Source organism: Dysgonomonas sp. BGC7 (assembly GCF_001261735.1).
Classification (GTDB): Bacteria; Bacteroidota; Bacteroidia; order Bacteroidales; family Dysgonomonadaceae; genus Dysgonomonas.
The window spans coordinates 77,157-91,608 of sequence record NZ_CVRP01000019.1 but is presented as its reverse complement, the minus strand read 5'-3'; the positions used below and the strand labels follow the sequence as shown (position 1 = coordinate 91,608).

General features: G+C 34.0%; 11 protein-coding genes. 4 read left to right on the top strand and 7 right to left on the bottom strand.

Annotated features, from left to right (window positions below):
- Positions 1–162: 162 nt before the first annotated feature.
- The 7 genes from BGC7_RS15265 to BGC7_RS15235 all read right to left on the bottom strand — a co-directional run bounded on the left by BGC7_RS15265 (position 163) and on the right by BGC7_RS15235 (position 8,798).
- On the bottom strand, positions 163–891 hold the full coding sequence (locus BGC7_RS15265) for a FadR/GntR family transcriptional regulator (RefSeq protein WP_050702467.1): 729 nt from the start codon (positions 889–891) through the stop codon (positions 163–165).
- Between the two features lie 190 nt (positions 892–1,081).
- Complete coding sequence (locus BGC7_RS15260; RefSeq protein ID WP_050702466.1) at positions 1,082–2,332, bottom strand: MFS transporter; 1,251 nt, start codon at positions 2,330–2,332, stop codon at positions 1,082–1,084.
- 1 nt (position 2,333) lies between these two features.
- Positions 2,334–3,977, bottom strand: coding sequence for a sialidase family protein (locus BGC7_RS15255; protein ID WP_050702465.1), 1,644 nt, complete (start codon positions 3,975–3,977; stop codon positions 2,334–2,336).
- Positions 3,978–4,014: 37 nt separating this feature from the next.
- Complete coding sequence (locus BGC7_RS15250; protein ID WP_157258749.1) at positions 4,015–4,545, bottom strand: hypothetical protein; 531 nt, start codon at positions 4,543–4,545, stop codon at positions 4,015–4,017.
- 38 nt (positions 4,546–4,583) lie between these two features.
- Complete coding sequence (locus BGC7_RS15245) at positions 4,584–5,441, bottom strand: glycerophosphodiester phosphodiesterase family protein (RefSeq protein WP_087880082.1); 858 nt, start codon at positions 5,439–5,441, stop codon at positions 4,584–4,586.
- A 59-nt stretch (positions 5,442–5,500) separates the two neighbouring features.
- Entirely contained in the window at positions 5,501–7,468 is a 1,968-nt protein-coding gene (locus BGC7_RS15240; protein ID WP_050702462.1) for a calcineurin-like phosphoesterase C-terminal domain-containing protein, read from the bottom strand.
- A gap of 88 nt (positions 7,469–7,556) precedes the next feature.
- Positions 7,557–8,798 carry a hypothetical protein gene (locus tag BGC7_RS15235; RefSeq protein ID WP_157258748.1) on the bottom strand — a complete coding sequence of 414 codons (1,242 nt, stop codon included), beginning with the start codon at positions 8,796–8,798 and terminating at the stop codon, positions 7,557–7,559.
- Between the two features lie 1,077 nt (positions 8,799–9,875).
- Here BGC7_RS15235 and BGC7_RS15230 point away from each other — a divergent pair.
- From BGC7_RS15230 to BGC7_RS15215, 4 genes are all read left to right on the top strand, one after another.
- Positions 9,876–10,835: a hypothetical protein gene (locus BGC7_RS15230; RefSeq protein WP_050702460.1), complete on the top strand. Its 960-nt coding sequence runs from the start codon at positions 9,876–9,878 to the stop codon at positions 10,833–10,835.
- Positions 10,836–10,882: 47 nt separating this feature from the next.
- Complete coding sequence (locus tag BGC7_RS15225; RefSeq protein WP_050702459.1) at positions 10,883–11,842, top strand: hypothetical protein; 960 nt, start codon at positions 10,883–10,885, stop codon at positions 11,840–11,842.
- Positions 11,843–12,347: 505 nt separating this feature from the next.
- Positions 12,348–13,427 (top strand): hypothetical protein, encoded by a 1,080-nt coding sequence (locus tag BGC7_RS15220; RefSeq protein ID WP_157258747.1) that lies wholly within the window; start codon positions 12,348–12,350, stop codon positions 13,425–13,427.
- A 134-nt stretch (positions 13,428–13,561) separates the two neighbouring features.
- Positions 13,562–14,449 carry a FimB/Mfa2 family fimbrial subunit gene (locus tag BGC7_RS15215; protein WP_082206797.1) on the top strand — a complete coding sequence of 296 codons (888 nt, stop codon included), beginning with the start codon at positions 13,562–13,564 and terminating at the stop codon, positions 14,447–14,449.
- Positions 14,450–14,452 lie beyond the last annotated feature (3 nt).

The following is a 14,452-nucleotide window of genomic DNA, read 5'->3' as shown; positions in this document are numbered from 1 at the left end:
AAATTATATTCTTTTTGTTTGGTACATGACGAAGTCAGGCATAATACTAGTAAGCCAACAAAAATTACTATTTTTTTTACTTTACCTATCATCATCAATCACTTTTTTACTTTCAGGAATGAATCAATCAAACAATTATATAATTACATGATTGTTCTTCTCTTATTCTATTCGTTCTGCATTACGATTGCGCAAAAATATTTTATAAATTTCAAAATGGCGTTCTATCGCTTTCTTATAACCTTCTACATCTCCTGCTTTTATCAATTCAAGTAAATCTTTATGTGTTACATGCTTCGATTCTTTGCCCAACTCTACAGCTATATCGTAGAAGTATTCATTAAATTTATGTTTGATATATACCATTACATCGCGAATGATATTCTGAAACTCCGAAATTGATTTATTATCTACAATTTGATACAGTTTATTGTGAAACGAAAATTCACTGATAATTCCATACTCATTGTTCTCTGAAACTTCACTAAGTCTTACAATTTCTTCCAATTCTTGTATATCTCTTGGTGTAATGTTGTAGAATATATCGCTGGATATTCCTATTTCAAGGGCTATTCTAAACCCTAATACATCAAACATTGTTTGGTCGCTGAGCATACTAGGAATTAATCCTCTTTTCATAGATCCTAATATCGAAGGTTCTGACATAACCATCCCTCTGCGGGTACGTGTTTCGATCATACCTACCATCTTTAACCGGCTTAGGGCTTCGCGAAGTACACTCCGTGCAACACCCAATGCTTCGGATAGTTTCTGTTCAGTAGGCAGAGTAGACCCAGGCCGAAAGTTATTACTATTAAAATATTCCAACAACCTTTTTTCAACTTGGTCTACCAGGGTAATTTGGTTATTACTAATTTTTAAAGACTCCATTCTTTGATAAAATTAAGAGAGCTTATACAGCTTGTTATTAATATAATTATATACAAACAGATATTCTATATATCATATATGTCCTACAAATGTAGGAATTAGATTCCGATTTGTGTACCTGTTCTTATATTCTTATATTAAGTTATGTATGCTGCATGAGAACAATATTTACGATTTGTATTGCTGCTGACTACTCATCACCATCAGTCATATCTACAACCTTGGGACGTAAAAATGCTAATTGAATGAGAAGTACAATAAATACAATACCGGCCATCAGAGCAAAATCACGCCCTAAGTTACCTGAATCCATCGATTTGCCCAATATACCTGTTATCGTAGCACCAGCAAACACTCCGGCCATATTCATTATACCGTATGCGGTAGCTCTATATCTAGATGGGACAAATTGACAAAGAATAGGCATATTGTTGGCATCGAACATTCCAAAACCGACTCCAAAAAGTATAGCACCTATCATTACTGTAAGTATCGTATGTCCAAAACCTATTAATATAAGAGAAGGTATGAGTAGGAACACCCCGATAGCGCTCGTATAAATTCGACCTCTTATATTTTTCAGTATCCATCGATCGGATAAGAATCCTCCGAATATGACACCGACAAAAGAAGCTGCTGCTATTGTTATAGTAGACATTGGTCCTGCTGAAGACATGTCAATCGATAGATTGTTTGAGAATAATGTTGGCAACCAGTTTTTGGTAGCCCAGCCCGGCAAACTTGGAATACAGAAATAGAGGAGTATAACCCAAAAAGAAACATTTGTGAGAAGCATTGCGACTCCACTGAATAGCATTTTTTTCTCTTTTGGCTTATTTATCGTTAGTTGAGGAGCTAGTTCTTTTTTCAAATCTTTAAGGAATAATGCAAGAAAGAGACTATACACAACACCAATGATACCAAACCAATGAAAGGTGGTATGCCATGTATACATAGCTGCTATAGTAGCACCAAATCCACCGAGAGCTTGTCCCGCATATAGTCCTGTCATATGTATACCTACTGCCAGAGATCTGGTACGAGAGTGGTATTCGGCAATCAGAGCCAATGCGGCAGGAAGATACAGGGCCTCACTCACACCCATTATTCCACGTAGAATGTAGAGCTGGGAAAATTCTGTTGTATATCCCATCAGGTAGGTTACACCTGACCAAACGGCCAAGCTACCTACTATGAGCCATTTCTTACTCAATTTATCAGCTATAATTCCCGATATAGGACTCATTAGTCCATATATCCATAAAAAAACAGCCATCAATCTACCAAAATTTGCAGCAGACTCTAACTCCTGAATATCACCCATCATAGGCACACGCATGGTCGACAGCATCTGTCTGTCCATATAGTTTAATAGAGCAACTACCCACAACAGGCCGACTACTATCCACGGATATATATTATTGCTTTTTACCTTTTCCATCTTATTTATGTATCAATTCTTTAATTTCTATTTGTTGAAACACCATATCTGCCTGACTGCTTTCATATAGAATACCTATTGTGTTCTCATCTATTGATGTTATACAAGAATACGCCCATCCTCTATACTCATCCAACATAATAGATTGTTTTTTAGGCCAAGTCATACCATCGTCAAGGCTAGCCTTTATTGTTAATCTTTCTCTTCGTAATTTAGAATTTGGATTTGAAAATAGAAGTACATTGTGCTTACCTCCATTTTTGGTATAAGTGTGACGATGTATGCTTCCCATACAAGTTGGCTCTATCAGAGCTTTACGAGAAGTAGGATGCTCGATCCATGTTTCACCCAAATCCGAAGTTATCGACACTCTTCGTCCATTAATCTCTTTGTTTTTCTTGTTTCTGTTATCCCGCATATTCAGCATAACTCTGCCATCTGTGAGTTCAACAGCCATACATTCAGTCACATCGCTATGTGCGGGATTACTTGTCTTCCAAGTCTTTCCTCGGTCTTTACTCCACATGATATTCGAAAAAGGCAGTCCGTTTTCGTCTCTTCCCTGCGAAGGGAATACCAAAGTGCCGTCTTTGAGTGTAATACCATGTCCCGGAGCCGGAGCAAATAGCCACCATTCCGGACGTTTTACTTGTTTAGTAATATTTACGGGCTTACTCCATGTAAGACCATCATCAGAACTCTTGACCATTAGAATTTGAGATGTCTGTTTTACATTTAATCCCGGTTGAGAGCCCCTGCCAATCCATTGATGCGTCCATTGCTCGCTTTGGGCATTGAGACCTTCAACCCATTTGCCTGTCTCCTTATCTAGTATGCCATGCATCCATAAGCTAATTACATATATATCGCTGGTAACATCATCTATCAAAATACAGGCATCACTTACTCCATTATATTTTTGAGGTAGGCCTCCCCATTCGCCCATGTCTATGATAATTTGCATAGGCTGCCACGTACGACCTTCATCGAAGCTGCGTTGTAGGGCTATATCCATATTTCCTTGCAAATCACGAACAGACTCCCAGCGTGCATCGTAGATTGCAAGCAATGTGCCTTTTTTAGATGTGACTAATCCCGGTATCCGAGATTTAGCCACTCCATCTAAACCTTCTTTTCGCAATGCAATTCCCGTCCGAAGCCATTTCTTACTCTTAAAATCATTTATGGGCACAGGTGCTTTATCTATAAGTATACTAGGACAAGATATATGTATACGATTTTTCAAATCTATCTCATCTTTTGTCTTAACAAATATCCACAAAGATATTGAGTCGCCTGATACTGATATATTGTTATTGAAAATCACCCTTGGAACTGTACATTCTTTTTCGAAAAGAACATTCGCTGTATCTATAAACCCTCTTTTATCGGCTCTACATATACCCACCGATACTATGTCGCTAATAAGTTTTGTTCCTTCAAGTGAGATTGTAATTTCATTAATTGAGAAATTTTCCTTCCTTTCGTTTTTTATATCCAACCGTATAGTTGGGTTGATGTTTTTTTGTGCCAGTACAGGAAGTGTTGGGCGCTGAATATTAACCTTTATATTGGCTGCATCTACAAAGATTACAGTAAATACAGATACTAAAAAAAAGATAATTTTATTTCGTGTACTATTCATCTTAGATACTTTATTGGATAAAAATCTGTTGTCTGATTTATTGTTTTACAAAAGCTAACTTTACCCATGCCCCATATATATGCTGAGGACTATCCAAACCGGTAGTCACACCAATACTTTTCAATAATTCAATATTAGCAAGATAGTTATTTTCATCCCTATATTCGCTGGCGAAATTATGAAGGACGTGTAGTTCGTTGCCGACGAAATTAAATTGAAGAGAACCCTTATCAACATTCGTTTTGTCTTCCAAATTATTTATAATTAAGCCACTGCCTGTAAAAATGTATTGTCCTCTATACTCATTGTTGTAAAGGAATTTTCCGTCTTTAGTAAATTCGTAGCTAAAAGCGCCTTTCTCTATATCTTTCCATCTATTATGTAAATCTTTTTGAATAGCTTCGCGTGTGGCTTTATAATTACCTCCGGCACTATCCCAAACCAAATGGCTATATTCCCATCTACCAATAATGTTATTTTGAGGCATATCGTCTATTTCTGTATTGCAGGAAAAAAATAATGAAGTAAAAATAAATGATGAGAATAATATTAAAAATAAGTTTTTCATAACGTTGTCTTTTTATATTTAAGTATACTTTTTCTTATTTACAATTGTTCAAATAAATCGGGATAGTCAGTTATAACTCCATCCACTTTCATCAATCTCAATCTATTCATTGTTTCAATATCATTGACTGTCCAAGGTATTACTTTTATATTCCTAGAATGGCAATAACTAACTAATTCATCTGTAATATGTCGATAATCTGGACTGTATATATTAGGTGTAAACCCTAGCAAATCAATAAGTTTTGATACAGGTTTTTTCTCTTTGTAGTTCACAAGATACGAGGTCTTCATTGTCGGATATTTATTATGAAGCAGTCGTAGAACTCTGACATCGAAAGACTGTATTATTGTTCGTTCGGATATATTATTTGTTTTTATTGTTTTCAATGCCAGATCCACAAACTCGTCGATAGGAGGATGTTCTACATAATCTCCTTTTTCTGTAGCTTTTATTTCAATATTATAATGCATGACCATATTTTTACCTTTAGCATATTTTTCAGCTTCTCTTATTAGTTCTGAAAGAAGAGGTACATGTGCCTGGATATTTTTCTTGCGAGGAAAGTCAGGATTTGTTTTTTGTCCGATATCATACTTTTGTATTTCGGCGTATGTCATTTTATACAATAGTGTTTTTCGAGATTCTTTCTTTGTCAGATATGTACCATCATAGGTTGTGGTTATTTTCTCATTAAAATATGGATCATGAGATACAATAACCTGCTTGTCCTTTGATATTTGTAAATCAAGTTCGAGAGTATACACACCACGATCTATAGCATCTAGCATTGCTTCGATTGTATTTTCAGGCATTAGCCCACGTCCTCCTCTGTGGGCTTGCATATCAAATACTGTTTGGTCTGAAGACTCATTTTTTACGATGTTACAGCTCATTGTTATTGCTACTAATAACGAATATAGCAAAAGGTTTAGGTATTTTATACTGGCCATATTTAGAAGATAGATGTTGAAAACTCTTTCGGACGTGTCATCACTTCTTTATATATATTTCCAAATCGGTCGGTGACTTCAATATTAATGGTAGAAGTCGGACTACTGGTTTGTATGACAAACATATGAGAGTTTGGATTGGATGCAAAATCATTGCTAATAACTTTATCGACAGTGTTCCATCGAGGTAGTTCGTAGCAAATAGTATGTAAAGGATCTCGTAATAATGTACGGATACAAGTTAATTCTCCTGTCTTACCCTCTTCCTTTACAGATATTTTCCATTGCGGATCATAATTCCATATATTTAGCAATACAGTATTTTCGCCTATACCTTCGTAATCATTTCCATTACCCCGATTGCTGAATTGAGCTAAGATAGCTTTATTTTCCGCTTTCTCGAAGACTGGCCTTACGGTATTCATGTCATAAGTTCTGAATTGATAATTTTTATCTTTATTTATCCCTTTATAATACCATTTTATATCTGTACCATCTATTTCGTACACACCATATCCCGCAGGGCTTCCGTCTTTACATATTGGTACTCCAGAAAGTCTGCTTGCCCACCACCATGTCTCACAAACAGCAGCAGTTGTGTGCTCCATAATATGGGGGCTTAATATCAGATTAGCATTGAAATGTCCGTGTCCTGTAAGGAAATGGACATTGTTGAAACTTTGAAAACAGGCCATAAATTCGTCTCTTTTGTCTGATGGACTGAACGATGATACGTTACCAAATCCAGAGATGTTATTCACATGGGTTTGACAGTGTAGACCAACTATTATTGGTGTTGATTTATTTGTAATAGATGCTAAATCCTCCTTTAACCAATTGAGTTGTTTTTCTTCTATATACTTTTGTATATTTCGTTCTCCAACAACACCTTGCGAAGCTCCATCATTTACATACATATTGTTGTCGAGAACGACGTAATGCACTTTACCCAGATTCATAGAATAGTAGGATGGGCCAAGTGCTTTTTTATACTTTGCCTCAGCTCCGAAATCGTTAGGTATATAAGGGTCGTTGTCATGATTTCCCATTACATGAAACATAGGTACAGGAAAAGAAGATACTGTATTTTTATAATCGAAAATATTGAAATCATGGGCATACCAATACAGATCGAAAGACATATCACCTAAGATAAGCGCATAGGATGTCGTATTACCATAGCTATTGATAAGTGCCGGAGCATCGACCATAAAGCCATTTTTAAATTTGTTCTGTTCATCATTCATTTTTGTTTTGGCCAAATGAATATCTGTTGCTGCTATAATAATATGCTTATTATTGTCTTTCTTTTGTAACTCAAAATTATGTTGTTCGCATATATCCGTACCGAGAGTCAATGTAGCCCAGAATGAAGGAGTTGCTTTGTTGGGTGACATCGACTCATAACCTGAAGGTGTAACCATAAAGACATATCCATGATATTTGTCAGACTGAAGCCAATAATAACCGTTAACATCGGTAATAGTAGTAGTTATACCATCTGACACTCGCACTCCTTTGACTCCTATACCATCACAATATACTACACCTTTTATGGTAGCTCCATCTTTATCCGGAATATCCGTATTAATAGATATAGCAATAATTGTTTCGCCTAATACTTGTTGCTTATCCAACCTTACGAGAGTAATATTATATTTGCCTTCTTTAATAGATTGGGGAATCGTGAAAGAAGCTTCATATTTACTGACATTTGTCAATACTACCTCGAACTGATTATAAGATGATTTGAAAACCAATTTATCAGTTTCTTCAAATCCTTTTCCTCCGATGGTTATTATTTGCCTTTCGTATACTGATAAGTTCGATGGTATTCGGGCATTGATTATCAGATCAGAGGTTGATCCTGATCCATTATTTTTCTTGTCATCTTCTTCATTTACACTATTATTACATGCAAAGAAGAAAAGAAAAGAAAAGAAGAATAGTATGATATTTATAGATTTCATGTTATTTATTCCTTATTATGATTTTCAGAGATAAAGAAGAGAGGTGGTTATATTTTTTCAGAACCCCTTTATTACAGCTTATTCGCTACTATTCGATCTCAGCCTTCGAATCTTTTGTAATGCTTACTCCTCCGAGGAAGAAGCGTCCGACACTTATCAGATTCGCTTTCCCAATACTTATTGTCGTATTTGACGACACATTATAGGCAATGGCTTCTAATTCTACCCATTCGTTATAAGCTTCATTGGTAGCAGGTAGAGTGACAAATGTTAGAGCAGATGATCTGGAAAATGATCCATTTCCAGCTAGAGATACTGTCACAAAGTTTTCTGCATCCTTACCTCCGGCCTTTGTTAAGTATCTTGCAACTTTCACTTTTATCTTTACGTTTGTATATTTTTCTGCATCAACTACTAATGGAAAAGTAGTGATTGTTCCTTTCGATGAGTTTACTTTAGAAGCTGAGCCAAATTTGATATATCCCAATCTAAAGGATACAACACCATCAAATGTCCATCCGGCAGCGTTGATTTTATTTAGCAGATAAGGATCTTTGATGTTAGCGATGTATGTTTCGGTGGTAGGAAAGTCACCATTCATATAATCAGAACCTCCAAAGTCACTGGTGACCCAATGGAAGTTATCTTCAAAGTATGTATAACCAATAGGTTTGCGATCATCTAAAGAACTAGATTTTACACTCATCACAATATTCTTATCTCCATCGGGTTTTATTGAAAAGTCGAAAGTGTTATCTATTTCATCGGAAGATTCATAACCAAATTTAGCTCTGTATTTTCCGGCAACAACATGAAATGAAATTTTTCCATTAGAATCAGTAATCAAAGTCTTGGCACTGATCTCAGTATCATTTTCGTTTAGAGAAGCAAAAATAACGGGTTCATTGATTCTAGGTTGAAGAGTTTCTGTATCAATTATCAGCAATGTACAATCATAGTAATCTCTCTTATCAAATATAGGCATTATCAGTTGTCGGGGTGTACTATTGTCCACGTCAAACTCTAGAAAATTATCTGGTTCTTTGCCAGAAATATAAGCAAATTCTGCCCGATACTTACCTCGCTCTAGCTTTAAGTCCAACTCACCTTTTTTATCTGTGATATAAACTCTTTTATAAGCTACTTTTCCATCATTCCCATAACTGATTATTAGTAGAGGCTCCTCGGATCGTGGCGCTTGTGTATCATTGTCAATGATCAAAATAACCTGATCTGACATTTTCTCTGCATTTGAATTTTCTTCATCGTTACATGAATTCATTGCTATGAGCAATGGAAAAAGAAATAATAGTAGGCTAACTTTTCTCATAATATTTTTCACATGTTATAACTAAGAATTTAACTAATACGTAACATTTGTATTATTTGTCTGACAAATATAGATATGTTTTTTTATTATGCAAATAGCATTCTTATTATTAACCATTACTTAACTGTATGTTTTATAACATGTATCTGAGTAAAAGACTCATATTCAATGGACTGGTAAAATGGTAATTAACCCTGACAAAAATTATTAAATAATTCATCTATGTGATAAATCGGATAAATGATTGAAGAAAGTCGTTTCAATGAATATTCTCATAATCTATATTTTTCAAAAGATTAGTTTTGAAGACTTGATTGCAGAGAAAATAACTAGAGCCTGTATATATAATTGATACATAAAATATCCTCAAGGATTTTAGTAAAGAGGATTACTGTATATGTTTTCTTCTTAGATTATGAAACAACAATCACCGAACATACTAGATTTTAATTTTACTTTTGTAAAAGTATAAGCAGAAGTTATCTAGGCTTTTCGTACTTAGTTAAAAAACAAGGAAGCGTTAATTTTTGTAATCGCTAAAGTATTGTATGATTCATTATTAAGGCTTCTTTATTTCTTTTGTACACTTATCATGCAAATTTTTATTTGTCCTATCCTTTTTTTCGCTATTATGCAATATAAGAAAATGTTAGCAGATCATGGTAAATTAGGAAATCATTTTAGCTCTTCCCATTGTCACGCAATAGACAATACATTTTGTTCTTGAAAGCACAATAGAAATACAAAGGCATAAAGATATTATCATAATTTCTTCTACTACCGATTACTTACCTGCATTGTAGCTAGAAATCATTAAGAAAAGCTCATCTTCAATTTATATCTTACCTTTATGTTCGTCGTATAACTCTCTACTTGTTGCGTATTTAGCTCTAATTCATTAGTTGTTGGTGTTTTTATAATCTCTTTCATTTTGTTTTAATTTGAAAATGTTATAATATATTAATTAACAGTCATATATTTTTTGTATTTTTATCCTCTCCAAATATAGATATTGATTATTTGAGATAAACAATACTAATGCCCATTTGTTAAAATCAATGTAAAGCTTGTTGTGTTATGAACATCATTCCTAACGAAAAATTTATCGAAACTATAAAACTATTATTACCTAGCGAGAAGTCGGTAGCGAGTTGGCTGTTAAATGTACTACCATTAGGTAAAGAGGCAATATACCGAAGAATATATGGAGAAACTTCTTTTTCGTTAGATGAAGCAATTCTTATTGCACAAAAATTGAATATTTCGTTAGATCGATTGTATCAGAATAATGTAACAATCATTAAACTAAATATGCAGGAAGAGAGTAAACCTGAGGAAAGTTATTTCCAATTATTAAACGAACAAACCGTATACTTTCAGAGCTTGTCTCATTCAGAAAATTCTTCCGTTTATGGCGCATTTAATACTATTCCATATACATTTCCTTTGAATTATGAATTAATATCCAAATTTCAGGTTTATAAATATGTTTTTAATTTTATAGCACCATATCGGCAAATGATACCCCTGGCAAAATATACTGTGAGTGATGAAATGAAAAGTTATCAGCATAAATGCAGAGAAGCTTTATCTAATGTAAAGAATACACAGTATATTCTCAATAAAAGAATATTTAAATTTTTTGCTGAAGATATTTCTCATCTTCATAAAATGGGCAAAGTTAATGATCTGGAAAAAGAACAGTTGAAACAAGAAATATTGTCATTAATAGATGAATTGGAAATGATCTGTACATCTGGACAGCGAAAATATAGAGGAAACAGTGTTGATATTTATTTATCGAACATGCATTTTGAAACTTCGCATATTTACTACGAATCGGATGATGTTTGTGTTACCTTACTGAGATTATTTACTATTTATGGATTACATTCCAAAAATAGCAATGTGTGTCTTAAACAAAAAGAATGCTTTGAAGCTATACGGCATACTTCAACAAGAATATCTCAAAGTGACATTCTCCTACGAAAAAAATATTTTAGTGCACAACGCAAAGAAATAGAATCTGTTCTGTAAAATATAATAATTAATATATACCTGTAGAACAGAGAAAGAATCTCCCTATGAATATAAATGATCTTTTCAGCGAAACTATAAAAGCAGCTTATGGCTCAGAAAAAGGTATTTCCTCAAAATTATCTGAAGTATTGCCTCTTGGGCTGGATTCTATCTATCGCAGACTTGGCGGCAAAGCCCATTTCACTCTTGAAGAAGCAGTTCTTGTTGCCCGTCATTTGAATATATCCTTAGATGCACTTTATTTAGATAATGTTCGAGAAAAAGCATCATTTCAAGTAAATTTGATAGATATAGAAGATCCGGCATGTAACTACTATAATCTTTTGGCGGGATATGTCGATATTTTAACAACACTGAAAGATGTCCCTGATATAAGCCTTCACTCGGCTTTCAATATTATTCCATATTCTTTTATTGTTATCCACGATCTAACATCGAAATTTCATCTTTATAAATGGCTTTATTTGGTAAAGGGGATTGATTATAAAACGACTCTAGCTCAATATCGGACACCTGAAAATATAAGGAAGATAGAACGTCAGTTTCGTAATGAAACACGTAATAAGAAAAAAGTGTCATTTGTTCTCGATCGGAACATCTTTGCCGCTTTTGCTAAGGACATAGCATTATTTGTAGAGTTAGAATTAGTTTCACAACAAGAAAAAGAGATATTAAAGAAAGAACTACTGGATATACTTTCGGCCGTCGAGGCTACTGCTATTACCGGATATTATTCGTCAGGGAGTGAGGTTACATTCTATTTGGCAAATATAACATTTGATGCTTCATACACCTTATTCGAAAGCGAAGGCTTTGAAATGTCTCACCTGAGAGTATTCTCGATCAATGGTATAGATTCCTATAATCCCGAAATTTGTAAAATGTGTAGAGTCTGGCTAAGTGCATTACAGGACAATTCAACGTTAATAACACGAAGTGATTCTACACATCGTTCTATATATTTTAAAGAACAAAGAAATCAGATAAACAAAATTCTAAAATAAATACAAACTTCATATAAAATAGATATTTATACAGACTCTGAATTCATTTTGTATTCTATTTTTTAAGAACCCCGCCACTCACCTCCATCTTTTAGAGTTTATTTAACCTTCTTAAATATTAGACATATAAGTATACTTTAAATCATTTTTATGTCTCAAATATCTGTATGCCTAAAGACCAATTACTCGATAATAAGATATTAGAGGAAGAAAACCGTATAAAAATTCTTGTTTTTCGAACTTTGCATATTCTGATTCTGAAATACGAGAATATCATACTTTATATTTAGAACATTAGTCCTTTTTTTCTGTAAGTATTCACCATATTTTTGTATCGTTTAGTAAGCAAACAGAATAAATGCCCATTCATTTTGCTATTAAGACAAAACTGGAATTAACATATAAGAACCTTTGTTCTTTAGTATAGGAGATCTATTTAATAAAGTCACAGAACGTATAAAATCATAAGACTTTCAATTATAATTTCAAATTTAAATTAATGAGTATGAAAAGAATTTTCTTAGCTACATTAGCTTTATTAGTCTTTGCTTCATGTAGCAACAATGATGACGAAACTAATATTGCAATTGAAGGATCCGATGCCCGTTTAAATGTGAGTGTAAAATCTCCTGTATTAGGTAAAGCAGCAGGTATATCGGTCGCCTCTGATCAGGTAAATAACTTTAAAGTATTTGTAACGGATAGTTCCGGCGAAATAGCATGGGTTGCATACAGTAATAATGGTGCTAATCTTACAGGTCAGAATGCTGTACCTGTAGCAACTAATGCTCAGCATGTTTTTGTTATTGCTAATGCTGGAGATATTGCAATAACAACAAAAACAGGGTTAGATGCTTACATTGCAAATTTAGGAAATGCCGGAGCCGGTTCACAAACTGCTATGCGCTGGGCTACAGGAAGTACATCTACACCTCTCTCGTTTACCCAAAGTGGAGATGACTTTACAGCTATAGCAAACATATCGTTAACATTTATCTCGGCTCGGATTACACTCAAGATAAACAATAGTATGACGGGTTATGATGGTACGGCTTCGGACGGAAGCCTCGTCCTAAAAAATGTGTCTGTTTTGAATGCCCGAAGCCAATCAAAACTATTTGGTTCAAATTTATTAGTCTCTCCTAAATTGTACCTTTCGGGCTTAGATGGTAGTTCCTTCTCTATTTGGCCGGATCCTTCAGTTGTTACATTATCCAGTGATTTGAAAGATGATATTGCAGCAAATGACTTTTCATCTACATATTACTATTATATCTTTGAAAATGATGCGTCATCATCATCTCAGTTTCCAACTATTATTACTCTTGTTGGCGAATTTAACGGAGAGAATGTTTATTATCCTATTCATTTAGCAGACTATGAGCAATGGTCATCAGGAAGCAACTCTGATGGATATAACTTTATTGAACGAGGGAAAAGTTATGATATTTCTCTTAATTTGACTGTAGATCCTAGTAACCCGGGAGGAACGACAGATCCTTCATTACCACTTATCACTGCAAATGTAGAAGTGATAGTTACATTAACACCGTGGATTCCTGTTGTTTTGGAAAAAGAAATCTAAACACACTATATATCTGAGATATTTATTTTTTAGAGAGAGAATCCTACAATTAGGATCACGTATTCTAAAATCTCTTATTTCTACACAGTATGTACCTCAAACACGAGGTACATACTGAATAATAGGTTAATGTTATGTCTTCGAAACGAATAATATATTCAATATTATACACTTCCCTGATTAGCGCATATCTTCTGTTTGTTACAGGTTGTATAAAAGAGGATTTGTCAGAATGTAATACGACTATTACTATAATGGTTAAAGCGTACGACCATACAGGGTCCGAATTACCATTTTCAGAGATTCAGGGTATTGTATACTTATACATTTTCGATGATAACCTCAAATATGTAGAAACGATTACAACCTCAATAAATAAAAAGGAAACAATAGAAACATTATATGGAAAAGGTGGTCATATTGTATCATGGACTAATATCGACGGAAATTGTAATTCTATATTAGCCGAATATAAGAATGATTGTGTAATAGATCTGCTATCTAATAGTACACGTGCTGCCAGTTATTCCATAGATCCGGATGATATTTTTCATGGTGATATTGCAATAGGTTCTCAAGTCTCCGATGCAGAATATATACTTCCCATTTTTAGGAAGGTAGGAAGTCTGACTATCAGAGTGAGAAATCTTAAATCATTTACAGGATTTACAGACGAAGATTTTTCAGTTATTGTACATGAGACATTCTCAACAGTTGACTTTCAAGGTAACTTTTCTGGTGATAAAGTGGATTATCGTCCTTCCGCTAGTTTTGTTTCGAATAATAATAAAGAAGAATACTATATACCGTCATTCAATATGGTTCCTGAAGAAGATGGATTACAGATTGATATATATCATAAAACAGATCTTATTGCCAGTATATCTCAAGATAACAATAGAGAACCAATCATTGTAAGAGAAGGTCAATTAACTAATATCCTGATAGATCTAAATTCAATTCTGAGTACAGAAATTATCCTGACTCCATGGGATAAAGAGTATATATGGAAAGAGTTTTAACAC